Origin of the sequence: Streptomyces sp. NPDC056160 (assembly GCF_042268205.1) — a bacterium.
In the GTDB taxonomy this organism is placed as follows: Bacteria; Actinomycetota; Actinomycetes; order Streptomycetales; family Streptomycetaceae; genus Streptomyces.
The window spans coordinates 1-23,450 of sequence record NZ_JBHJUW010000010.1; the positions used below are offsets into that span (position 1 = coordinate 1).

Below are 23,450 nucleotides of genomic sequence, written 5' to 3' on the forward strand. Positions count from 1 at the left end.
GGGCCGGGGCCGCAGCAGCGGGGGCCGGAGCGGCCGGTGCCGGAGCGGCGGGCTTCGCGGCGGCCGGAGCGGCCGGGGCCTGCGCGGGCTGGGCCGGGGCGGCGGGCGCCTGGGAAGCCGCGGTGGTGGTCCCTGCGGCCCCCGCGGCCGCAGTACCCGCCGGAGCCGTGGAGGCTGCCGCGGCGGCTCCCGGCTTGTAGTCGGCGAAGAAGTCCCACCAGGCACGGTCTACGGAGTTCGGGTCCTGGAGGTACTGCTGATAGATCTCGTCGACGAGCCACTCGTTGGCACCGAACGCGGCTGCGGGGTTCTTCCCGGCTTGGTCGGTCTCGGTCGAGATGCTCGAGTTACTGGGGGACTGTGGCGACACGGCGGCAACCGCCCTCTTCCGCTTCACAAGGTGATGGACAGCGGGAATAAAGGCTACGCCTCCAAGAGCGCGAAGGTCAGGTCGAGCCCGTTCATCGTCGCGTAAGTCACATCGAAAGCTGTGTTTCGGGGCTTGAAATGGCGGGAAACAAGCGTGGTTCGCCAGTGAATGGGAAGGGGCCACCCGGGCCTGACCCGGGGAGGGTGCAGGCCCCAGCCTGATCACACGTGTCCGGCTGCGCGGATGCTCGTGGATCTTGAGGTTCCGGATCGAACTTTACGTCAACTTGGCACAGAGGGGAGCCCGGGAAGAGTGATGAGGATCCGGCAGCCGCGATCGGATTCGGCCACACCGATCCGGCCGCCGTGCAGATCCACCGCCCAGCGGGCGATCGCCAGCCCCAGGCCCGTACCGCCGTCGCTGCCCGGGCCGTGCGGCCGGCTCACGGCGCCCCGGTTGAAGCGCTCGAAGACGCGGTGCCACTCGGAGCGGGGGATGCCAGGACCCTCGTCGATGACCTCCAGCTCCAGCGACTCGGGCCGGGGCCCGCGCCGCGCCCGCACCGTCACCCGTCCGTGCGGCGGGCTGTGCTTGACCGCGTTGTCGATCAGGTTGGCGACCACCTGGTGGATCCGCTCGGGGTCCGCGTGCGCGGTGAGGCTCAGCGGCTCGACGTCGAGCCGCAGATGGACGTCCGTACGGGTGTGGCTGCCGGAGCCGGAGGCCATCCCCGCGCGCGCGGAGGCCACCATGTTGGCCTCCTTCAGCACGCCCGACAGGTACGGCCACACCTCGAAGCGCCGCGTCTTCAGCGGGACGACGCCGTTGTCCAGGCGGGACAGGTCCAGCAGGGTCTCTACCAGGCGGCCCAGCCGCTCGGTCTGCTTCAGGGCCGTGCGCATCGTCTCCGCGTCGGCCTCGGTGACCCCGTCGACGATGTTCTCCAGGACCGCGCGCAGGCCCGCGATCGGCGTGCGCAGCTCGTGCGAGACGTTCGCCACCAGCTCCTTGCGCTGACGGTCCTGGGCGGCCAGCTCGTCCGCCATGCGGTTGATGGTCTGGGCCAGGTCGCCCAGCTCGTCGCGGCGGTTCTCGCGCACCCGGCGCGTGTAGTTGCCGTGCGAGATGGAGCGGGCGACCGCGTTCATCTCGTCCAGCGGGGCGGTGAGCGAGTGCGCCACGAACTGGGTGATCAGCAGCGTGGCGATCATCGAGAAGACCATGATGAACCGCAGCTCGGTCTTGGTGTGCACCGCGATCATCGACAGACCGGTGGTGATCAGCACCGCGATGACGACCAGCGCGCCCAGCTTGGTCTTGACCGAGAAGGGGTGGCGGACGCGCCCGCCGCCGTCCCAGGGGTCCGGCTGGTCCCCCCGCGCGGCCGGCCCGTCGCTCATGGGGTGGGCGTCTCCAGGGCGTAGCCCACCCCGTGCACCGTACGGATCCGCTCGGCGCCGATCTTCCGGCGCAGCGCCTTGATGTGGCTGTCGACGGTCCGGGTGCCGGAGGCGTCCGCCCAGTCCCACACCTCCGCCAGCAGCTGCTCACGGGAGAGCACCGCGCGCGGGGTGTTCGCCAGGCACACCAGCAGGTCGAACTCGGTCGGCGTCAGGTGGACGTCCTCGCTGCGCACCCGGACCCGGCGCTGGGCGTGGTCGATCTCCAGCTCGCCCAGGCGCAGGATGCCGCTGCGCGGGGTGGCCGCGGCCAGCGCGGCCCGCTCCACGCGGCGCAGCAGCACGTGCACGCGTGCCGCCAGCTCCCGCATCGAGAACGGCTTGGTCATGTAGTCGTCGGCGCCGACCCCGAGCCCGACCAGCATGTCCGTCTCGTCGTCGCGCGCGGTGAGCATCAGCACGGGCACCGGCCGCTGGGCCTGCACCCGGCGGCAGACCTCCAGGCCGTCGAAGCCGGGCAGCATGATGTCGAGGATCAGCAGGTCGGGCTGCCAGGCCTCCGCGGTGTCGACCGCACTGGGTCCGTCGCCCGCGGTCTGCACCAGGAAGCCCTCGGCGCGCAGGCGGGTGGCGATGGCGTCCATGATGGTCGGGTCGTCCTCGACCACCAGGACCCGGCGCTGTGCGCCCGGTCCGGCCGTCGTGCCGTTGTGCGCGGTGTGTGTCTGCTCCATCGCCCGCCCCTGAGGTGTGCTTTCCGGAATCAGTGGGGTGATTCCTTGACTGCGCGTAGTTGCGATTGACGCTTGAATGATCGGCGTCAGGGATGCAGCGTACGGGGAGTCACGGTGCCTTTGCTATCCAGCCCTGACGGCGAGGTGCACGACGTCCGGTACGCCCCGGGCAACCGGGATCTCTTCGGTGCGCACCTGCTGGAACCCGACATTCCACAAGGTTCCTTCAAATTCCGGAGACGGCTGCGCCGACCACACGGCGAGTACTCCACCGGGTCTCAACGCCCTTGCGCAGCTTGCCAGTCCGGGTGGTGCGTACAGCTCCGCGTTGCCCTCCGTGACGGTCCAGCCGGGGCCGTTGTCGATGTCGAGGCACAGCGCGTCGAACGTGTCGGACGTCTCATTGACGTAGGTGACCAGATCGGTCTCCACGATCTCGGTGCGCGGGTCGGCCAGTGCCGTCGCCGTCAGCGCGGCCAGCGGCCCCTCCCGGTGCCAGTCGACGATCGCCGGCTCCCGTTCGACCACCGTGATCCGGCCCCAGTGCTCCCCGCTCGCGGCGTGCGCGAGTGAGAAGCCGACGCCCAGGCCGCCGATCAGCACGTGCGGTGCCGGGCGGCCGTCCAGGGCGGCGAGCGCGGCGTCGACCAGGAGCCGTTCGGAGCGCCCGTCGGAGGTGTCCATCAGGAAGCAGCCGTTGGCGATGATCTGGAGCAGCTCACCGTGCCGGCGCAGTACGACCTCCCCGTGGGGGCCCTCGCGGCGGTCCAGGACCACGGGCGTCTCGTACGAGGCGTTCATGGAGCCATCCTGCCCGAACGGGCCCTTCCTGCCACATGGATTACGGGTGACGCCCGGTGAGCCCCGTTGCGGCGGGGCGCGTTCGCGGCCGCGGCGGACAACGGGCCCGCGCGCACGGTGAGGTCGGCGTCCACCAGTAAGTTAATAGGTTGCTGTGAATCGGCCGCCGGGTGGCGTCGATCATAGACAGCGGCTTCCGGGACGCGAAGGGTGGAGGCCCGACGGAAGGAGCCCCACCGTGGAACGGACTGCGGACCCGGACGCCGCGGCCCCGCGCCTGGTGGACGGCGTGCCGCGGCAGCGGCCCCGCCCGGCCCCCCTCGCCGTCGCCGCTGCGCGCGAGCCCGCCCGGCAGGACACCCCCGGGGACCTCACCGTGAACCCGGCGTCCGCCACCGCCCCGGCCGTCCCGGCCTCCCGGGCCCGCCCGGCGTCCGCGCTCGCGGTCGCGTGGGGCGTCCGGGGCGGCGGGCAGCGGGCGTGGCGGCTGCTGCCGAGTCCGGGCGGGACGCCGTTCACCTTCTGGTACGCGGCCGTGCTCGTCGGCACCTCGCTGGTCGCGCGGTACGCGACGCCCTCCGTGATGGACGTCCTCTACCGGAGCTCCAGCACGGACGTCGCCCACCTGGTGCGGGCGCCGCTGGCGGTGCTGGTGGCGAGCGCGCTGTGGGTCGCGGGCGGGGTCCTGACGGCGTACTCCCTCTGCTTCCTGCTGGTGCTCACCGCGCTGGAGCGCCGCACCGGGGCGCTGCGCGCGGCGGGTGTCTTCCTCCTCGGGCACGTGTTCGCCACCCTCGCCACCGAGGTCCCCGTGGGCCTGGCCGTGCTGGCCGGCCGGCTGCCGGACGGTGCGCTGCACCGCCTCGACTACGGGATCAGCTTCGGCGTCGCCGCGAGCGTCGGGGCGCTGTGCGGCCTGCTGCGTCCGTGGGTGCGCTGGCCCGTGCTGGCCGCGTTCGCCGGAATGCTGCTGGAGGACCTGGTGGCGTTCACGGACCCGATGACCAGTGCGGGGCACCTCATCTCCCTCGCGGTCGGTGTCGCGTGCTGGCCGGTGCTGCGGCGCGGACGCCCCGCGCCCCGCTGAACAGCCGCGCGCCCGCGCCGGCCCGGCCTGTCCTCCGCGGCCGGCCGCGGGCCCGCGGCGACGGGCCGGGCTGTCCTGCCCGAGCGGCCGTGCGTCCACTCCGGCCGGTCGGGCAGGCCCTTGCCGACCGGGCCCGTGCCCCCGCTGATCCCGCCCCGGAATTTTCCTCCCCCCGTGATCGCTGACGGCGAACAGCCGCCGGGGAACAATCGGCTGTCGCCATGCATTGAGTCGGCATAGCTCAACTTGACTGCCGAAGGGGAGATCATGGCTACTGAGTCCACGGCCTTCACACCGCTCGCTCTGCCTGTGCTGCCGCTCGACGACGAGGTCGTGCTGCCCGGGATGGTGGTCCCGCTGGACCTGAGCGACTCCGAGGTACGGGCCGCGGTGGAGGCCGCGCAGGCCGCCGTCCGTTCCGAACCCGGCAAGCCCAGGGTGCTGCTGGTGCCACGCATCGAGGGGACGTACGCGAAGACCGGCGTGCTGGGCACCGTCGAGCAGGTCGGCCGGCTGGCCGACGGCGACCCGGGCGCGCTGATCCGCGGCCGGAGCCGGGTGAGCATCGGGGCCGGCACCACCGGGCCGGGTGCGGCGCTGTGGGTCGAGGGCACCCGGATCGACGAGAGCGTGCCGGACCCTCTTCCGGGCCAGGTCGCCGAACTGGTGAAGGAGTACAAGGCCCTGGCCACCGCCTGGCTGCGCAAGCGCGGCGCCTGGCAGGTCGTCGACCGGGTCCAGGCCATCGACGACGTCTCCGCGCTCGCCGACAACTCCGGCTACTCGCCGTTCCTGACGACCGAACAGAAGATCGAACTGCTCGAGACCGCCGAGCCCGTGGCCCGCCTCCGGCTCGCCACCCGGCAACTGCGCGACCACCTCGCCGAGCAGGACGTCGCCGAGGCCATCGCCAAGGACGTCCAGGAAGGCGTCGACAAGCAGCAGCGCGAGTTCCTGCTCCGCCGTCAGCTGGAGGCCGTCCGCAAGGAACTGCGCGAGCTGAACGGCGAGAGCGAGGGCGAGGAGAGCGACGACTACCGCGCCCGCGTCGAGGCCGCCGACCTGCCCGAGCACGTACGGGAGGCCGCACTCAAGGAGGTCGACAAGCTGGAGCGCGCCTCCGACGCCTCGCCCGAGGGCTCCTGGATCCGCACCTGGCTGGACACCGTCCTGGAACTGCCGTGGAACGAGCGGACCGAGGACGTCTACGACATCCAGGGCGCCCGGGCGGTGCTGGACGCCGAGCACGCGGGCCTGAGGGACGTGAAGGAGCGGATCACCGAGTACCTGGCGGTGCGCAAGCGCCGCAGCGACCGCGGCCTCGGCGTGATCGGCGGCCGGCGCGGCGGTGCCGTGCTCGCGCTGGTGGGCCCGCCCGGTGTCGGCAAGACCAGCCTGGGCGAGTCCGTGGCCCACGCGATGGGCCGCAAGTTCGTCCGGGTCGCCCTCGGCGGCGTCCGGGACGAGGCCGAGATCCGCGGCCACCGGCGCACCTACGTCGGCGCGCTGCCCGGCCGGATCGTGCGCGCCGTCAAGGAGGCCGGGTCGATGAACCCGGTGGTCCTGCTCGACGAGATCGACAAGGTCGGCTCCGACTATCGCGGCGACCCGGCCGCGGCCCTGCTGGAGGTCCTGGACCCGGCGCAGAACCACACCTTCCGGGACCACTACCTGGAGGTCGAGCTGGACCTGTCGGACGTCGTCTTCCTGGCCACCGCCAACGTCCTGGAGGCCATCCCGGAGGCCCTCGCCGACCGGATGGAGATCGTGCGCCTGGACGGCTACACCGAGGACGAGAAGATCGTCATCGCCCGCGACCACCTGCTCCCGCGCCAGCTGGAGCGGGCCGGGCTGGACAGGGAAGAGGTCACGATCGACGAGGGCGCGCTGCGCAGGCTCGCCGGCGAGTACACCCGCGAGGCCGGTGTGCGCACCCTGGAGCGGTCCGTCGCGCGGCTGCTGCGCAAGGTGGCGGCCCAGCACGAACTGGGCGAGCGGAAGCTGCCGTTCACCGTCACCGAGGGCGACCTGCGCGCACTGATCGGCCGGCCGCACCACGTGCCGGAGTCCGCCCAGGACCCGGCCGAGCGCCGCACGGCGGTGCCGGGTGTGGCCACCGGCCTCGCGGTCACCGGGGCGGGCGGCGACGTGCTGTACGTCGAGGCGTCCCTCGCGGACCCCGAGACGGGCGCGGCGGGCCTGACCCTGACCGGTCAGCTCGGTGACGTGATGAAGGAGTCCGCGCGGATCGCGCTCAGCTTCCTGCGCAGCCACGGCGCCGAACTGGAGCTGCCCGTGGGCGACCTGAAGGACCGGGGCGTGCACATCCACTTCCCGGCGGGCGCGGTCCCCAAGGACGGCCCGAGCGCGGGTGTCACGATGACCACGGCGCTGGCCTCGCTCCTGTCCGGCCGGCTGGTCCGCACGGACGTGGCGATGACCGGCGAGGTGTCGCTGACCGGACGCGTACTGCCCATCGGCGGGGTGAAGCAGAAGCTGCTCGCCGCGCACCGGGCGGGCGTGACGACCGTGATCATCCCCAAGCGCAACGAGCCCGACCTGGACGACGTCCCGGCGGAGGTGCTGGACAAGCTCGACGTCCACGCCGTCACCGATGTCCGCCAGGTCCTGGAACTGGCCCTCGCACCGGCCGTGAACGGCGCGGAGGCGGAGGTTCCGGCAGCGGCGTGACGGGCGCTTGCCGGATGAGGGGAGGCCCGGGTCCCGTGAGGGAGGCCCGGGCCTTCACCGAACGTGTGGACGTGCGCGGCCGCGCGGCTCCCGCCCGCTGTGGCTGCTCAGCCGTTGGCCAGGGCCTGCACCCGGTCCAGTGCGCCGTTGAACCTGTCGTGGTCGCCCACGGTCGGGCCGGAGGAGGTGTACTGCCACATCGTGTAGTAGCCCCAGCCCGCCGGCAGCGTCCCCACGGTCGAGGCGTACCGGGCGATCCACAGCGGGTTGTTGCCGGCGAAGCCGCCGTAGTCGCCGGTGCACTGGGTCCACCAGCTGGTGGCCGTGTAGATCACGGCGTCGCGGCCGGTGCGCGCCTTGTAGGTGTTGAGGAAGTCGGCGATCCAGCTGACCATCGCGCTCGCGGACTTGCCGTAGCAGGCGGCGCCGTAGGGGTTCCACTCGATGTCGAGGGCGCCCGGCAGGGTCTTGCCGTCCTTGGACCAGCCGCCGCCGTGGTCGACGAAGTAGTTGGCCTGGGTCGCGCCGCTGGTGGTGTCCGGGGTGGCGAAGTGGTACGAGCCGCGGATCATGCCGACGTTGTACGAGCCGTTGTACTGCTGGGTGAAGTAGGGGTTCGTGTAGTACGTCCCCTCGGTCGCCTTGGTGTACGCCCAGCGCACGCCGCTGCTCCACAGGGTGGACCAGGCGACGTTGCCCTGGTAGGCGCTGACGTCGACGCCCTCGGTCTGGGTCGCGTCACCGGTCGTGGGGGTGCCGCTGCGTCCGTCGTGCGCCGCGACGCCCATGCCCATGTAGGCGGAGCCGCGGGCGGGCGTGGTGCCGGCGCCGGTGTCGGCCGAGGAGGGATCGGTGAGGAAGAAGGAGAACGCCGCGAGCAGGACTCCCGCGGCGGTCAGCCGCCGCATGCGGGCCGTTCCGGATCTGTGCACGGGCATGACGTGCCTCCGAAGTTCGGTGGTGCCCGGTGGGGGGAAACGCGGGCATGGCCCACGGTCGCACGAGGGGAGCACGGGCCTGGGGAGACCCGCCGGGGGCGACGCTGGCGTGGGCATGCCATTCATTGCCTGGGTAAGAAGCTACGCACGTAGAACGGCTCTGGGAAGGGGGCCCGGAGTCCGCCGTTGGTCTACGCCTGCGAAATACTGACCAAGCTGCGGCGATGACGGCGGCCGGCGCGAACTTTCAGGACCGGCAACACTCCAGGCAGGGGCTGACGTGCACGAAGACGCAAGGGGCGAGCACCGGGAAGCCGCCTTCGGCACCGCGCGGGCAAGCGGTGCGGACCGGGAGTTCCTGTCCCTGGAACGGGAGCTGACCGTACTGCTCCGGCGCGCCCGGGCCAGCCAGGCCGAGATGGCCCGCGAGGTCCACCCGGGCCTGGAGTCCTCGGCGTACGGACTGCTGGCCCGGCTGGACGAGTACGGCAGCCAGCGTGCCACGGCACTCGCCGCCTACATCGGCGTCGGCAAGGCCACCATGTCCCGCCAGCTGCGTGCCCTGGAGGAGCTGGGCCTCGTCGCCCGCGAGCCGGACCCCGCGGACGGGCGGGCCTGGCTGATCGCGCTCACCGATGACGGCCGCCGCCGGGTCGGCCAGGTGCGCGACGCCCGCCGGGAGCGCTACGTCAGTCAGCTCGCCCACTGGGACCGCCGCGAGGTCTCCGAACTGGCCCGCCTGCTGCACGAGCTGAACGGCGTCATGGAGAAACACGAGAAGTGAGGCGCCGCGGGCGGCGCCGTCGGCCCCGCCCGGCACTCCCGCCGCCTCCGCCCGCGTGAGCCACGCCGGCGCTCACATCCGTACGAACACCGCCGTCGCGTCGTCGTGTGTCTTGCTGCGGCCCAGGTGCGCCCGTTCCTCGCGGTCGGAGCGCTCCAGGAGTCGTACGCGGTCCACCAGGGCCCCGGCGCCCTCCTTGCGCACGAGGCCGAGACACTGCGTCCAGTCGCCCTCGTGGAACTTCTCCACCCAGCGCGCCGCCCCGTCGGTGAGGGCGGCCACGGCGCGGATCCGGGTGCGCGGCACGGTGCCCGTCACCGCCCGTTCCGCCACCGAGGGATCGGCCGCCGCGGTGAAGAAGCCTCCCTCCTTGTTGCGCAGGGTGGCGTCGACGAGCGCGTCGGTGGCCAGCGAGGCACGCGGCAGGCGGGCCAGCCGGTCGTCCAGGACCGGGGTGACCAGGCCGTCGTCCGATTCCAGCAGGAGCACCGAGTCGGACAGGACCAGGTACTCGACCGAATCGGCGGACCACCGCACGAGCACCACGGTTGCCTGCGGCGTGCGTGGGTGAGAAAGGTCACAGGTCGCAGCGTGTGCCGCGGCGGTCCCGCGGATCGTGTGCGCGAGCACCTCCCGCAAGGTCAGATCCCGCCGCGAAACGGTCAGTTCGGTCAGGGCGCCGCCCAGACGGGCCGTGAACCAGGGGACCGAATGCAGACACCCCGTCTCCGGCGCCGGTGTCACCCCGTCCAGGACGACCAGGCACCCGCCCTGCCCGTCGGCGGGCAGGGCGACGGCGGCGAAGTCCTCGTTCGGGTGATCCGGCAGGCCCGGCTCCGAAACAACCTCAGTTCGCATCCAGCCAGTCTGCACCAGGCCTTCACATGGTCCGCCAAAGTTGGCCATTCGCCTTGGAATTGACGCAGGACCACAGGCCAGGCGCCTGATTTGGGGTGGAATGGAGGACTCCGGGAAGGCGTGGCGGCGAATACTGCCAAAGCCTGCCGCCGACGTCCAACCGGCCCGCCGCACGGCACCCGCGCACACGCCGGAGGAACTTGCCCGCCAACTCGCCTCCGATGTTCACTCCTTCGGGTGGCCGGTCGGATGATGCGGGACCACTGCCCACCGGCACTGGGAGGGTCGGAAACCGATGCAGGCCCCCTGCTCGCGCCACACGGACGGCGAGAGACCGGGGGAGGGTGGACGCAGCAGTCGCACCAGCTGACGAGGCGCCACCCGGGCCCATGAGTACACGAGTACAGGAATGCGAGCACCGGTGCAGAAGAAGCGGCCTCGGCGCACAGGCAGGCAGACGGCCACCTCGGAGGGACCGGAGCGTACGACCGGCACCCCCTCGGCCGCCCCCGTGGGCGAGGGCCGCCCCAGGCGCGTACGCAACCGCCTCGTCGTCTCCGTCGCCGTCGTCGCCGCCGTCGTGGCCGGAGCCGGCGCGCCCGCCGTGATCGACGCCTCCGGCCGGCTGAGCGACTCGCAGGCCCTGGTCACCCTCGCCGGGCAGACCCAGGACGCCCTCGCCCTCGCCCACTCCCTGGCCGACGAACGCGACGAGGTCACCTCCTACGTCGCCGCCGGCCGCCCCCGGTCCAAGGCACCCTCCGAACAGCGCAGCACGCGTGTGGACCGCCAGGTCGACGAGGTGCGCACCGACCCCGGCACACCGGCCTGGCTGCGCACCGACCTCGACGGCATCGCCGCGCTGCGGCGCTCCGCGCTCACCGGCCAGAGCACCGCGCTCCAGGCCCACCAGGCGTACTCCGCCACCATCGCCGAACTGCACCGGCTCGCCGAACAACTGGCCGAGAAGATGCCCCCGCGTGCCGGGTCCGGGGCGCACTCCCTCGCCGAACTGGACACCGCGGTCCAGCAGGCCGCCGCCACCCGCGGGCTCCTGCTCGCCGCCCTCGCCGTGCCGTACACCACGCGGACCGCCTACGACCCGGTCACCGGCCTGCCGACCGAGACGACCAGCTCCAGCAAGGCCGACACCAAGCAGCGCGACGCCCTCAGCGCGGCCGCCCAGCAGGCCCGGGTCCGCTCCGACGCCGCCCTCGCCGCGTTCCGCGAGACCGCGCCCGAGGCGGCCCGCCACTCCTACGACTCCACCGTCACCGGCCCCGAGGCCAACTCCGCCGCGGGCTACCTGGCCAAGCTCACCGACCAGCCCTCGCTCTCCGACGCCGACCTCACCACCAGCACCAAGAAGGCCGACGCCGCCCTCACGGCCCGGATCGACCTGATGCGCGGCGCCGAGTCCTCCCTCTACGACCACCGCACCAAGGACCTGGCGAAACTCCGCGACGACGACGTCACCGCGCTGGAGCTGCGCATCGCCCTGCTCGGCGCCCTGCTGCTCCTCGCCGTCGGCATCGCCACCGCCCTGGCCCGCACCCTCACCCGCCCGCTGGCCGTCCTGCGCCTGGGCTCCGCCCGGCTGGCCGGCGCCGAGGACCCCGCCGCCGAGGAACCGATCCGCTTCAACGGCCGCAACGACGAGTACGCCCAGGTCATCCGCTCCGTCAACACCCTGCACACCCAGGCCGCCGCCCTCGCCGAACGGGTCGCCACCCTGGAGGCCGACCGCAAGCACCTGGTCGGCCAGCGGCAGAAGATGGCCGACGCCCGCGAGGAACTGCGCGCCGAACTCGCCGAGGCGACGGCCCGGCTGGAGCGGACGCGCGCCGGCATCGGCGCCACCTTCGTCAACCTGGCGCTGCGCACCCTCGGCCTGGTCGAGCGGCAGCTCACCGTCATCGAGGGCCTGGAGGAACGCGAGCAGGACCCCGACCGCCTCGCCACCCTCTTCAAGCTCGACCACTTCGCCACGGTCATGCGTCGGCACAGCGAGAACCTCCTCGTGCTGGCCGGTACCGAGCACGTCCAGCAGCACGCCGGGCCGATCCCGCTGGTCGACGTCGTACGCGCCGCGGTCAGCGAGATCGAGCGCTACGAACGGGTCCGCATCGCCGCGCTGCCCCCGCACGCGCACGTGGCCGGCTTCGCCGCCGACGACCTCTCCCACCTGCTGGCCGAACTCCTGGAGAACGCCACCTCCTTCTCCCCGCCGGACCGGCCCGTGGAGGTCTCCGGCTGGCTCCTGGAGAACGGCGAGATCATGCTCTCCGTCCAGGACGAGGGCATCGGCGTGGACGGCGAGCGGCTGACCCGGCTCAACGCCCGCCTCGCCGACCTCGACCCGGACGCCGCCTACGACCAGGACGGCGAGGAGGGGGCCAAGGACCTGGGCCTCGGCCTCTACGTGGTGGCCCGCCTCGGCCACCGGCACGGTGTGCGCGTCCAGCTGCGCGAGCAGAAGCAGGGTGGTACGGCGGCCGTCGTCGTCCTGCCCCAGCCGCTGCTCGCCCCCGCCCCGGCCTCCGCCGTCCCGGCGGCGGGCCCCGACCGGACGGGCACCGGCACCTTCGCCCTCCCCGGCGCCGACGCCGAGGCCAACTCCAACGTCCTGCACGCCCGCGCCCAGGAAGACGGCACCGACCCGCTGGTCGCCCTGGCGGAACAGGCGGTACGCGCGTCCGAGGCGGTCCACGGCACACAGGGAACGACACCGCCGGAGTCCCCGGCCGAGACGACGATGGAGCTGCTGCTCCCGCCTCCCGTCCCGGAAGGGGCTCCCGCCCCGCCCGAGGGCAGCGCGGCCCCCGGCGCCGCCGGCGAGTCTTTGGCGGCCACGACGGAGACACAGCCCGGTCGGCCCCAGGCCCCCGCGCCCGCAAGCGGGCCCGGGACGAGCCCTCTGCCGGGGGCGGACTCCGGCACCGGGGCGGACTCCGGCACCGGGGCCACCCCCTGGTCGGGAGCGGCCCCCGCGGCCGGGACGGCTTACACGTCGGGGACGGTTTCCGTGCCCCGCGCGTCCTTCGGGTCCGGTGGGCCCCACGCGCCGGGAGAGGCGTTCGGGCGCGGGCCGGCTTCTGAGGCCGAGGCGGACTCCGGCTCGGCGACCGCGTTCGCGTCGGGTCCGACGCCCGTGGCCGGGGCGTCCTCCGGGTCCGGGGCGGTTTCCCCGGCCGAGGACGACGCGCCCTGGCCGCAAGCCGCGCCCACGCCCGGGACGGGCCCGGTGCCCCGGACGCCCTCCGCCCCGGAAGAGACCTCCGCCCCCCGGTCGACCTCGGCGTTCGACGACGTCCCCTGGCCGGGAGCGGCGCCCGCGCGCGAGCCGGCCGGTTCCGCACCCGCGGCGCCCCCTGCCTCCGACCCGGCCGCTCCCGCCCCCGCGCGCCCGGCCGGAGCCGGGGACGGCGACGGGAGCGAGAACGCGTACGAGCCCGGCGACGACCACGGCGCCGAGCACGCGCGCGTGCCGGAAGAGGCCCTGACCGCCAAGGGCCTCCCCAAGCGCACCCCCAGAATCACCACACCCGCCCACGCCCCGCGCCAGCGCACCGGCTCGGTGGACGCCGAGGCCCTCCGCCGCCGCCTGGGCGGCTTCCGCCGCGGAGCCCAGGCCGGTTACCGCGACGTGGAGGCCGAGATCGCGGACCGGACGGACCAGAACCGCCGGCCGGCGCCGGTGCCCCGTACGCAAGCCGAGGAATCCACGGGGGGCACAGTCGAGGAGGCAAGCAGTTGACAGCGCCCACCACCTTCGGACTGAGCAGTGAGGCCCGCAACCTGCACTGGCTGCTGACCAATCTGGTCGAGGAGGTGCCCGGCATCGAATCCGTCGCCGTGGTCTCCTCCGACGGCCTCCTGCTCCTCTCCTCCGACCCCGGCCGCAACAGCGCGGCCCGCCGGCCCCGCTCGGCGGCCCCCGCAGGCCCGCGGGGCTCCGCCGCCGACCTCGCCACCATCGTCTCCGGCATCGGCAGCCTCACCATCGGGGCGGCCAGGCTGATGGACTCCGGCGCGGTCAAGCACACGATGGTCGCGATGGACGAGGGCAGCCTGTTCGTGATGTCGATCAGCGACGGCTCGCTGCTCGGCGTGCACGGCTCCGCGGAGTGCGACATGAGCGTGGTGGCGTACCACATGGCGCTCTTCGTGGGCCGCGCCGGGCATGTCCTGACGCCCGAACTCCGCAGCGAGCTGCGCAGGTCACTGGAGTCCGAGTCGGCGGGGAGTGCCCGATGAGCGGTGTGCCGAGGCAACAGCTCCCGGTCCGCGGCGGAGTCCGAAAACCCGCCAGGGTCCGCCCGTACTCGCTCACCGGCGGACGCACCCGCTTCGGGCACGTCCTGCTCGTGGAGACGTTCGTGGCGAGCACCGCCGAACTCGGACCCGCCGAGGAGCGCCTGGAACTGACGAGTGCGCCGCTCTCGTCCCGGGTCATGCCGGAGATGCGGGCCATCGTCGAACTGTGCCGCCGGATGCGTACGGTGGCCGAGATCGCCGCGCTGCTGAAGATGCCGCTCGGTGTGGTCCGCGTGCTCCTGAGCGACCTCGCGGACCAGGGAAAGATTCGTGTGTACGGAACCGGAACCGGTCACGGCACCGGCCGTCCGGACCGCGCTCTGCTGGAAAGGGTGCTGAGTGGACTCCGCCGTCTCTGACTCCGCCGTCTCCTCCTTGGCGACCGGAGTCGCCCCGTTCGACGAGCCCGACGAGACGCTGCTGCCCTGGCAGACGGACCGTACCCGGGCGCCGATCGCCACGAAGATCGTGGTGGCCGGCGGCTTCGGCGTGGGCAAGACGACGCTGGTCACCGCCGTCTCGGAGATCACGCCGCTGCAGACCGAGGCGCTGATGACCCAGGCGAGCGCCGAGACCGACGACCTCACCGCCACGCCCGGCAAGGTGAGTACGACCGTCGCCATGGACTTCGGCCGGGTCACGCTCGACGACGACCTGGTGCTGTACCTGTTCGGCACGCCGGGCCAGCAGCGGTTCTGGTTCATGTGGGACGACCTGGTGCGGGGCGCCATCGGCGCCGTCGTGCTGGCGGACACCCGCCGGCTGAAGGACTGCTTCCCGGCCCTGGACTACTTCGAGAGCTGCGGGCTGCCGTACGTCGTGGCGGTCAACCACTTCGACGGCAGTGAGCTGTTCGCACCGGAGGACGTCCGGGAGGCGCTCACGATCCCCGCGCACATACCTGTCATGATCATGGACGCGCGGCGCCGGATATCGGCCGTCGAGACCCTGCTGGCCCTCGTGGCCCACGCGCTCGAGGAAACCCCCGAATGATCCCTCGAGCAGTCCAGAAGCCGTAGGAGGCACCACCCGCATGCGCAAGATACTCGTCGTGGGGGCCGGTCAGTCCGGCCTCCAGCTCGCCCTCGGCCTCCAGTCGCACGGGTACGAGGTCACCCTGATGTCCAACCGGACCGCGGACGAGATCCGCTCCGGCCGGGTCATGTCGACGCAGTGCATGTTCCACACCGCGCTCCAGCACGAGCGTGACCTGCAGCTGAACTTCTGGGAGGCCCAGGCCCCGCGGATCGAGGGCCTCGGCGTCTCGGTCGCCGCCCCCGGCTCCTTCGACCCGGGTCCCTCGCAGCGCGCGATCGACTGGGTGGGCCGCCTCGACGGGTACGCGCAGTCGGTCGACCAGCGGGTGAAGATGGCCGGCTGGATGGAGACCTTCGCGCAGCGCGGCGGCCAGCTCGTCATCCACGGCGCGGCCGTCGGCGACCTCGACTACTTCTCGCGCGCCTACGACCTCGTCCTCGTCTCGGCGGGCAAGGGCGAGCTGGTGACGATGTTCGAGCGGGACGCCGAGCGCTCCCCGTACACCGAGCCGCAGCGCGCGCTCGCGGTGTCGTACGTGCACGGGCTGGGCCCGCGTCCGGAGCACCCGGACTTCGACGCGGTCCGCTGCAACTTGGTCCCCGGGGTCGGCGAGCTGTTCGTCATGCCGACGTACACCCTCTCCGGCCGCGCCGACATCCTGTTCCTGGAAGGCATACCCGGCGGTCCCCTCGACGTCTTCCAGGGCATCAAGGACCCGGCTCAGCACCTGGCCCTGACGCTGGACCTCATGCGCCGGTTCACGCCCTGGGAGTACGAGCGGGCCACGCACGTCGAACTCACCGACGCCGGCGGCACCCTCGCCGGCCGCTACCCGCCCACCGTGCGCAAGCCGGTCGGCCGGCTGCCCGGCGGCGGCCTGGTCCTCGGGGTCGCGGACGTCGTCGTCGCCAACGACCCGATCACCGGACAGGGTTCCAACTCGGCGTCCAAGTGCGCCGCCACCTACCTCGCCTCGATCCTCGAACACGGTGACAAGCCGTTCGACGAGGAGTGGATGCAGCAGACGTTCGAGCGCTACTGGAGCACCGGTCAGCACGTCACCAAGTGGACGAACGCCATGCTCGCCCCGCCGCCGGAGCACGTCCTGAACCTGCTCGGCGCCGGCGGTCAGCTCCAGCCGGTCGCCGACCGCTTCGCCAACGGCTTCAACGACCCGGCCGACTTCGAGAACTTCTTCTACGAGCCGGCGAAGACGGAGGCCTACCTGGCCGAGGTCACGGGCGCCGGCCCGGCGGCCTAGCCCCGTTGGAACCGGTCCTGTAGCACCCGGACCCGCAGGGCCCGGACCCGCAGGGCCCTGACCCAGGACCGGGTCCTACAGGTCATGGTCCTACAGCACTGTCGGCTTCGACGGGCCCGTGTCCTTCGACGGGCCCGCGGCCGGTCCACCGGGCGTGTTCCCGGGGAGCGCGGGGAGCCTCGGCGGCGTGTAGCGCGGCAGGGGCCTGCCTGCCGGGTCGGGGCGGACCGCGCCCAGCACCGGGTTGGCGGCCAGCGGCGACACCTTCACCGTCGTGCCCGGCCGCGGCGCCTGCACCACCAGGCCGGCGCCGAGGTAGAGGGCGACATGGGTGGCCTTGGGGAAGTACACCACCAGGTCGCCTGGGCGCAGCTCCTCCAGCGGTACGTGCCTGAGCCGGGCCCACTGCTCCTGGCTGGTGCGCGGGATGGGCAGGCCGGCCTGGCCCCAGGCCCGCGAGGTCAGGCCCGAGCAGTCGTACGCCGCCGGGCCGGCAGCGCCCCACTGGTAGGGCTTGCCGAGCTGGCCCACCGCGTAGCGCACGGCCGCCTCGCCCTGCGGGGTGGGCGGCCTGTCGTCGCCGAGCGCCCCGGAGGCCAGGAGCCTGGTCTGCGCGCGGGCGATCCCGTCCGCCTCCAACGCGGCGAGTGCGGTCAGCCGCGCCGGGCTGAGCGCGGCGAGCAGCTTCTCGATCTCGTGCAGTTTCCCGCGGACGTCGTCGCGGGCCCGCTGCTGCCGCCGGGTGAGGGCGAGGCGGGCGTCGAGCGCGGTGCGGGCCGCGCGCGCCAGGTCGTCCGCCTTCCTCTCGGCCGCCGTCAGCCGGGCCACCGTCTCGGCGCGCTCCCGCGCCAGTTGCCCGATGATGTGGCCCTCCTCCAGCGCGTGCTGCGGGTCGCGGGCCAGCATCAGCCGCAGGTAGGGGGAGAAGGAGCTGGTGCCCTGGTACTCCTGCCGGGCCAGCCGCCCGGCGGCCGCCCGGCCGTCGCGCAGGGCGAGCCGGGCCCGGGTGAGGGCGGCGGTCAGCCGGTCGGTCTCGGCACGCTGCCGCGCCAGTCGCTGCGCGGCGGCGGCGTAGGTCACGGTGGCCTGCTCCGCCTGCCGGTACAGCGTCTGAAACCCCGTCAGACGCGCGGCGACGGACGGCTGTCCGGGCGGCTGCACGGACGGCGGCCCCGACGGCCGCTCCGCCGGCAGGCCCGAGGACCGCTGCGGCGACAGGCCCGGCGGCGGTCCGGACGGCTGACCGGGGCCGGCCGGCCGTGGTTCGGCGGTGGCGGTCACCGGCACGAGGGCGGCCTGTGCCGCCAACGCCGCCGTACTCACCAGGCGCAGCGCCCTTCTTGACACGACATCACCTCCGGCGCGGGGCGGTCTCTCCGCTCCACACCGTGAGGATTGGACGTATGAGCCGATTTGTGGGCCCGCGTTGCGCCGGTCGGCGCAACGCGGTCACCCGCCGGTGTCACCCGGCTTGCCCTCCGGGCCGTTCCGGGGCTCCGGACGGGACCAGGGCCACTTCAGCCGGCCGCCCCGATTCGCCTCCGGATCGAACTCGTACTTCCACCCCTGCGGCAGCCCCAGCCTCCTGCTCTGTCCGCGCGGCACCCGCCGGTAGACGAGCACGGTGGGCGGGCCGCCCGCCGCGTCCGGGACCGGGATGCGGTACGTCTTCGGGGGGTGGCCGGTGGGGCCCACCAGTACGGGCAGCACCCGGCCGTCCATGGGGCCGCCCTCGAACGGGGTCTCTTCGCTCTTCACGGCACCAGTGTCAGTCATCCGCCGAGGTCAGGCCCTGGACCAGGGCGGCGGTCTGCGCGTCGCGGGCGGCGGTCACCGTCAGGACGGCCACGAACTGTTCGACGAGCCAGTCCCGCAGCTCCCCGAGCGGCGGCTGCTTGTCCTCGTCGAGCCAGATCAGGGAGGCGGCCTCCACGGCCGTGATCCACATCCGCACGGTCATCCGCAGCCGCGGCCCGGGGTCGGTGACCCGCAGGTGGCTGAGGATGTGCTCGGCGGCGGCCCGGCGCACCCCGTCCACGATGGCGGTCGTCCGGGACGTCTCCACCACGCTGCCGCCCTGGAGCAGCGCGCTGAACCCGGCGTCGTGCTGGTCGACGAAGGCCAGGTAGCGGTCGAGGGCGCGGGCGAGGCGCGGCAGCAGGGGGCCGGTGCGCGGCTCGTCGAAGCAGTGCCGCAGCTCGTCGGCGGCGGAGCGCAGCGCGGCCTCGTACAGTTGCTGCTTGCCGCCGGGGAAGTACCGGTAGACCAGCGGCCGGGACACCCCGGCCGCCTCCGCCACGTCGTCCAGCGAGACCTCCTCGGGCGCGCGGTGCGCGAAGAGGGACAGCGCCGCCTCCAGCAGCTGAGCACGCCGTTCCTCGACGCTGAGGCGGCGGTAGGCGGGGGTCGGGGCGGCAGGGCTCATGACCAGCAGCGTAATCGGTGGCCACCCCGTACGGTCGGGACGAGCGGGTCCGGCCCCGCGCCCCCGCGCGTCCACGGCCGGTTACGCCAGCAGGCCCGAGGACCGCCACAGCTGCCGTCCGACACCGCGCAGCACCCCGATGTCGTCGAGGAAGTCCGTGAGCCGCTTGGCGCCCGTCTGCATGATCTCGCGCCGGTGCCCGCTGGCCTTCACCTGGGCCATGGCCTCGCGCCTGTCCAGCCCCACGTTCGAGTACACCTCGGGGTTGACGAAGGCGATGGAGAACACCCGGGCGAACTCGCCGGAGGTGACCCGGGTGAACTCCTTCGACCACCGCGGCGCCGTCACCATCTGCCGGCGCAGCTCCTCGCGGGCGTAGCGCACGTGCCGTGCCTCCTCCACGACGTGGATGCGGGTGACCCCGCGGACCAGCGGCTGTATTCGCTCGTCGGGGAAGGTCAGGCGCTGCATCCAGTCGAGCACCTCCTCGCCGAGCAGGGTGGCGGTGAAGGAGCCGGGGGTGGTGGAGATGGTCTTGAAGAGCCGGCCGAGGTGCTGGTGGGCGGGGCTCACCGGGTACCAGGGGGTGCCGCCGCGGGTGATCAGGCGGGCGAACATCTTCGAGTGCCGGCACTCGTCCTCGATCTCGGTGAGGGCGTAGCGCACGTGCGCGCTCGTGGCCGGCTTGTCGTAGACGTGGCGGACGAGCAGCTGCATCAGGATCAGCTCGAACCAGATGCCGAGGGAGGCGAGCGCGGCGGCCTCGTGCTGGGAGAGCAGGATCCGCTGCTCCTCGCTCATCCGCTTCCACAGCGGGGTGCCGTACAGCGACACCAGCTCCGGCGGCCAGAACCACTTGCCCTCCTCGAAGGGTGCCTCCCAGTCCAGCTCCTTGTCCGGGTCGAAGGAGTGCTTGGCGGAAGAGTCGAGCAGCCGCTCGGCCACCTGCTCCCGGTCCTTGAGCAGGCCGAGCGCGTCGCGCAGTCCGGCGAGCGCGTCGGCTTCCGTCACGGTCGTCATGGCTGTCCCACCTCGTCGTACGGGGATGTGGCTGGATCGGCTGGTTACTCGGGGGTCAGTTCGCCCGTCTCTTATGAGACTGCGTGTCAGCAAGCGCGTCAATCCCCTGGGCGGGACTTGTTGACCCGGCGTCTACGCAACCGGCTTCCGCGGCGAGTGCAGCACCGCCTCCATCACGGCCTTCGCGATCGGGGCCGCCGTACCGCCCCCGCTGATGTCCCCGCGCCGGGCCGAGGCGTCCTCCACGACCACCGCGACCGCCACCCGCGGGTCCATGTCGTCCACGCCCTGCGCCCACGAGACGAACCACGCGTACGGCGTCCCCGTATTGCCCACGCCGTGCTGGGCCGTGCCCGTCTTGCCGCCCACGACGGCCCCCGGGATCGCGGCGTTGCCGCCGGTGCCGTCGGTCACCACGTCGCACATCAGCTCCCGCAGCCGCGCCGCGGTCGTCGGCCGCATCACCTGCCGCACCGGCCGGGAACCGGCTGCCGACACCGGGCTGCCGCCGCTGCGCGTGGTCCGCTCCACGAGGTACGGCACGCGCACCTCGCCGCCGTTCGCGACCGCCGCCGCGACCATCGCCATCTGCAACGGCGTCGCCCGCGTGTTGTACTGCCCGATCGACGACAGCGCCAGCTGCGCCCGGTCCGCGGGCGCCTCGAACGTGCTCGGCGCCACCGCGAAGGGCACCTTCAGGTCCGGGTCGTCGAAGCCGAAGCCCTCCGCCGCCTGCCGCATGGCCCGCGCGCCGACGTCCACGCCGAGCTTGGCGAACACGGTGTTGCACGACCACTCGAAGGCGAAGCGCAAGGACGCGTTCTCGCAGTCGTCGCCCTCGTTGACCAGCCGCGTGGTGCTGCCGGGCAGCCGGTAGGGGTCCGGCGAGTCGGTCCGCGCGTCCAGGTCCGTGACCAGTCCCGTGTCCAGCGCCGCCGCCGCGGTCACCACCTTGAACGTCGAACCCGGCGGATACGTCTGCCGCACCGCCCGGTTGAGCATCGGCTTCTCCGGGTCGTCGTTCAGCCGCGCCCAGGCCGCCGTCACCGCGGGCCCGTTCCCGGACAGTTCCGCCGGGTCGTACGACGGTGTGGACACCAGTGCCAGGATCCGCCCCGTTGCCGGTTCGACCGCCGCGACCGCCCCCTTGCGCGCGCCCAGCCCGTCGAACGCCGCACGCTGCGCCGCCGCGTTCAGGGTCGTCTCCACGTTGCCGCCGGCGGGCTGCCCCCGGGTGAAGTCGTGCCACAGCGGGAACCCGGCCAGCAGCGGATCGGTCCCCGACAGCACCCGGTCCTCGGCGTGCTCCAGGAACGTCGTCCCGTAGCGCTGTGAGGCGAACCCGGTGACCGGCGCGTACAACGGACCCTCGGCGTACGTCCGTTCGAAGCGGAGCTGTTCGCCGGTGTCCCGGGAGCCGGTCACCGGCCGCCCCCCGACCAGGATCTCCCCGCGCGGCTGCTCGTACCGGGCGATGGTGGGGCGGCGGTTGGCCGGGTTGCCGCCGTAGGAGGGGCCCTGGAGCACCTGGAGCCAGGCGGTGTTCACCAGCAGCGCCACCAGCAGCAGTACGCCAAAGGCGGCGGCCCGCCGGATGTACCGGGTCACCGCGCACCCCCCGCGCCGGGCCGCCCGCCCCTCACCGCGGCGCTGTGTGTGTCGGGCCGGCCGCCCCTCACCGCGGCACCGTGTGTTCCGGGCCGGCCGCCCCTCACGGCGCCACCGTCCCGTCGTACTGCCGCCGTGCCACATGACTGATCCGGATCAGCAGCGCCACGATCGCCCAGTTGGTGACCACCGACGAGCCGCCCTGGGCCAGGAACGGCATCGCCATGCCGGTCAGCGGGATCAGCCCGGTCACCCCGCCCGCGATCACGAAGACCTGGAGCGCCACGATGGAGGCGAGACCCACCGCGAGGAGCCGGCCGAAGGGGTCGCGCAGGGCGAGGCCCGCCCGGTAGCCGCGCTCGACGAGCAGGGCGTACAGCAGGAAGACCGCGGAGAGGCCCGCCAGGCCCAGTTCCTCCCCGGCGGTCGCCAGGATGAAGTCCGACTTGACCGCGAAGCCGACCAGGATGGAGTGGCCGAGCCCGAGGCCGGTGCCCAGCACCCCGCCCGCCGCGAACGAGAACAGCGACTGGGCGACCTGGCCGGGACCCCGCCCGGCCTCGATGGACGCGAACGGGTGCAGCCACTCCGCCACCCGGCTGTGCACGTGTGGCTCCAGCCAGCCGACGGCGAGGGCGCCCGCCGCGGCGAGCAGCAGCCCGAGGGCGATCCAGCCGGTGCGGCCGGTGGCGATGTACAGCATCACGACGAAGAGCCCGAAGAACAGCAGCGAGGTCCCGAGGTCGCGCTCCAGCACCAGCACGCCGACGCTCAGCAGCCAGACCGCGACGACCGGCCCGAGTACCCGGCCGGTGGGCAGTTGCATCCGCCAGACCCGGCGGCCGGTGTACGCCAGCGCGCTGCGGTTCGCGGCGAGGTACGCGGCGAAGAACACCGCGAGGAGCACCTTCGCGAACTCGCCCGGCTGGAACGAGAACCCGCCGAGCCGGATCCAGATGCGGGCGCCGTTGACGGCGGGGAAGAGGATGGGCAGCGTGAGCAGCGCGAGCGCGGCCACGACGCACACGTACGCGTACCGCTGGAGCCAGCGGTGGTCGCGCAGCACGAGGACCACCAGCGTGAACAGCCCCACGCCCAGAGTGGACCACACCAGTTGGACCGGCGCCGCCCGCTCGCCCGGCGTCTCCAGGTCCAGGCGGTAGATCAGCACCAGGCCGAGCCCGTTCAGCAGCACGCCGATGGGCAGCAGCAGCGGGTCGGCGTACGGCGCCCGCAGGCGCACCGCGCCGTGCGCGAGCAGCGCGAGCACGCCGAGCCCGGCGCCGTAACCGGCGGCGCCGGGTGGGACGGTGCCGTGCTTGGCCAGCCCGACGGCGCAGTAGCCGTACACGGAGAGCAGGACGGCGAGGACGATCAGGGTGAGTTCGATGCCGCGTCGCCGGGGCAGGCGTGCGGTGCCCGGCGCGGACGGGTCCGCCGCTGCCACCGGGCTTCCGGTGGTCCCGGTCATTCCGGCCTTCGTCATTCCCGGGACCTCACCAGAACATGCTTGTCAGGCGTTCCGATGGTCAGCACCAGCGGGGCGAGGGCCCGACGTTGTCGATGAAGCGGGCCGAGCCCCACGTCCAGGCACCGTCCGCGAGCAGGTACCACAGGTGGTTGCCGCTCACGTTCGAACCGTTCGTCTTGCAGTAGATCCAGACGGTCTCGCCCTGCCGGGCGACGCGCAGCACCCGGCTGCCGCGGTCCGCGCGCGAACGCAGCGCGAGGCCGCCGCGGGCGGTGACGCGCCCCCGGTAGAAGGCCCGGTCGGCGGTCGTGCCGCCGACCGGCGGCCGGGACGTGGCGGAGGAGGCGGCCGGTGCGGGTGCGGGTGCGGTGGGGCGGGGCGCGGACTGGCCGGCGGGCCGGGGGGTGGGGGTGGGGGTGGGGGTGGGGTGCGGGGCGGGCGGGTTCGCGTGGCCGCCGGCGGGTCCGGGGCCGGCCGCCGGGGCGCCGGGGGCGCCGGGGGTGTCGGGGCCGGCCAGGGCGACGGCCGGTGCGACGGCGGTGGCCAGGAGGGCGGTGGCGGCGGCCGTCACGGCCAGCCGGGCGAGCGGGGAACGCAGGGGCATGGACAACCTCCACCTGAGGCGGCTGAATCCGCGAAAGCGGACT

At 73.3% G+C, this 23,450-nt stretch carries 21 protein-coding genes; 8 read left to right on the forward strand and 13 right to left on the reverse strand.

Features of this window, described 5'->3' with window-relative positions:
* The 4 genes from ACFC02_RS05545 to ACFC02_RS05560 all read right to left on the reverse strand — a co-directional run.
* Positions 1-370: hypothetical protein (locus ACFC02_RS05545; protein ID WP_376352580.1), on the reverse strand; the 370-nt coding region annotated here is incomplete at its 3' end.
* Positions 371-651: 281 nt separating this feature from the next.
* A complete protein-coding gene (locus ACFC02_RS05550) occupies positions 652-1,770 on the reverse strand; it encodes an ATP-binding protein (RefSeq protein ID WP_376352581.1) in 1,119 nt (372 codons plus the stop codon).
* The gene (locus ACFC02_RS05555) at positions 1,767-2,504 is read right to left on the reverse strand and encodes a response regulator transcription factor (RefSeq protein ID WP_360969406.1); all 738 of its coding nucleotides are present in this window, start codon (positions 2,502-2,504) and stop codon (positions 1,767-1,769) included. The genes ACFC02_RS05550 and ACFC02_RS05555 overlap by 4 nt, the downstream gene beginning before the upstream one ends.
* Before the next feature lie 123 nt (positions 2,505-2,627).
* Positions 2,628-3,305 carry a spermidine synthase gene (locus ACFC02_RS05560; protein ID WP_376352584.1) on the reverse strand — a complete coding sequence of 226 codons (678 nt, stop codon included), beginning with the start codon at positions 3,303-3,305 and terminating at the stop codon, positions 2,628-2,630.
* Between the two features lie 238 nt (positions 3,306-3,543).
* On the opposite strand from ACFC02_RS05560, the gene ACFC02_RS05565 reads away from it, so the two are divergent.
* Positions 3,544-4,392, forward strand: a complete 849-nt coding sequence (locus tag ACFC02_RS05565) for a rhomboid-like protein (protein ID WP_376352586.1) — start codon at positions 3,544-3,546, stop codon at positions 4,390-4,392.
* 267 nt (positions 4,393-4,659) lie between these two features.
* Positions 4,660-7,083 (forward strand): endopeptidase La, encoded by a 2,424-nt coding sequence (lon, locus tag ACFC02_RS05570; RefSeq protein ID WP_376352589.1) that lies wholly within the window; start codon positions 4,660-4,662, stop codon positions 7,081-7,083.
* Between the two features lie 107 nt (positions 7,084-7,190).
* Here the strand turns inward: lon and ACFC02_RS05575 are convergent, their stop codons facing one another.
* A complete protein-coding gene (locus ACFC02_RS05575) occupies positions 7,191-8,021 on the reverse strand; it encodes a lysozyme (protein WP_376352592.1) in 831 nt (276 codons plus the stop codon).
* Between the two features lie 280 nt (positions 8,022-8,301).
* On the opposite strand from ACFC02_RS05575, the gene ACFC02_RS05580 reads away from it, so the two are divergent.
* On the forward strand, positions 8,302-8,805 hold the full coding sequence (locus ACFC02_RS05580) for a MarR family transcriptional regulator (protein ID WP_360969398.1): 504 nt from the start codon (positions 8,302-8,304) through the stop codon (positions 8,803-8,805).
* A 72-nt stretch (positions 8,806-8,877) separates the two neighbouring features.
* Here ACFC02_RS05580 and ACFC02_RS05585 read toward each other — a convergent pair whose 3' ends face one another.
* Entirely contained in the window at positions 8,878-9,663 is a 786-nt protein-coding gene (locus tag ACFC02_RS05585; RefSeq protein ID WP_376352596.1) for a protein phosphatase 2C domain-containing protein, read from the reverse strand.
* Positions 9,664-10,072: 409 nt separating this feature from the next.
* On the opposite strand from ACFC02_RS05585, the gene ACFC02_RS05590 reads away from it, so the two are divergent.
* From ACFC02_RS05590 to ACFC02_RS05610, 5 genes are read left to right on the forward strand one after another with little or no spacing between them, the layout of a single operon-like run.
* Positions 10,073-13,420 (forward strand): nitrate- and nitrite sensing domain-containing protein, encoded by a 3,348-nt coding sequence (locus ACFC02_RS05590; RefSeq protein WP_376352598.1) that lies wholly within the window; start codon positions 10,073-10,075, stop codon positions 13,418-13,420.
* Positions 13,417-13,920 carry a roadblock/LC7 domain-containing protein gene (locus ACFC02_RS05595; RefSeq protein WP_376352600.1) on the forward strand — a complete coding sequence of 168 codons (504 nt, stop codon included), beginning with the start codon at positions 13,417-13,419 and terminating at the stop codon, positions 13,918-13,920. Before ACFC02_RS05590 ends, ACFC02_RS05595 begins: the two co-directional genes overlap by 4 nt.
* Positions 13,917-14,339: a DUF742 domain-containing protein gene (locus tag ACFC02_RS05600; RefSeq protein WP_376352602.1), complete on the forward strand. Its 423-nt coding sequence runs from the start codon at positions 13,917-13,919 to the stop codon at positions 14,337-14,339. The genes ACFC02_RS05595 and ACFC02_RS05600 overlap by 4 nt, the downstream gene beginning before the upstream one ends.
* Complete coding sequence (locus tag ACFC02_RS05605; RefSeq protein WP_376352605.1) at positions 14,320-14,973, forward strand: ATP/GTP-binding protein; 654 nt, start codon at positions 14,320-14,322, stop codon at positions 14,971-14,973. Before ACFC02_RS05600 ends, ACFC02_RS05605 begins: the two co-directional genes overlap by 20 nt.
* A 40-nt stretch (positions 14,974-15,013) precedes the next feature.
* On the forward strand, positions 15,014-16,279 hold the full coding sequence (locus ACFC02_RS05610; protein ID WP_376352608.1) for a styrene monooxygenase/indole monooxygenase family protein: 1,266 nt from the start codon (positions 15,014-15,016) through the stop codon (positions 16,277-16,279).
* 90 nt (positions 16,280-16,369) lie between these two features.
* Here ACFC02_RS05610 and ACFC02_RS05615 read toward each other — a convergent pair whose 3' ends face one another.
* From ACFC02_RS05615 to ACFC02_RS05645, 7 genes are all read right to left on the reverse strand, one after another.
* Positions 16,370-17,626 (reverse strand): C40 family peptidase, encoded by a 1,257-nt coding sequence (locus ACFC02_RS05615; protein ID WP_376352611.1) that lies wholly within the window; start codon positions 17,624-17,626, stop codon positions 16,370-16,372.
* A gap of 102 nt (positions 17,627-17,728) precedes the next feature.
* Positions 17,729-18,037 carry a hypothetical protein gene (locus ACFC02_RS05620; protein ID WP_376352614.1) on the reverse strand — a complete coding sequence of 103 codons (309 nt, stop codon included), beginning with the start codon at positions 18,035-18,037 and terminating at the stop codon, positions 17,729-17,731.
* 10 nt (positions 18,038-18,047) lie between these two features.
* Positions 18,048-18,704, reverse strand: coding sequence for a helix-turn-helix domain-containing protein (locus ACFC02_RS05625; protein ID WP_360969383.1), 657 nt, complete (start codon positions 18,702-18,704; stop codon positions 18,048-18,050).
* Positions 18,705-18,785: 81 nt separating this feature from the next.
* Complete coding sequence (locus ACFC02_RS05630) at positions 18,786-19,724, reverse strand: diiron oxygenase (protein ID WP_376352616.1); 939 nt, start codon at positions 19,722-19,724, stop codon at positions 18,786-18,788.
* Between the two features lie 132 nt (positions 19,725-19,856).
* Positions 19,857-21,332, reverse strand: a complete 1,476-nt coding sequence (locus ACFC02_RS05635; protein WP_376352619.1) for a penicillin-binding transpeptidase domain-containing protein — start codon at positions 21,330-21,332, stop codon at positions 19,857-19,859.
* A gap of 103 nt (positions 21,333-21,435) precedes the next feature.
* Positions 21,436-22,818, reverse strand: coding sequence for an FtsW/RodA/SpoVE family cell cycle protein (locus tag ACFC02_RS05640; RefSeq protein WP_376352621.1), 1,383 nt, complete (start codon positions 22,816-22,818; stop codon positions 21,436-21,438).
* A gap of 43 nt (positions 22,819-22,861) precedes the next feature.
* The gene (locus tag ACFC02_RS05645) at positions 22,862-23,407 is read right to left on the reverse strand and encodes an SH3 domain-containing protein (RefSeq protein WP_376352624.1); all 546 of its coding nucleotides are present in this window, start codon (positions 23,405-23,407) and stop codon (positions 22,862-22,864) included.
* Positions 23,408-23,450 lie beyond the last annotated feature (43 nt).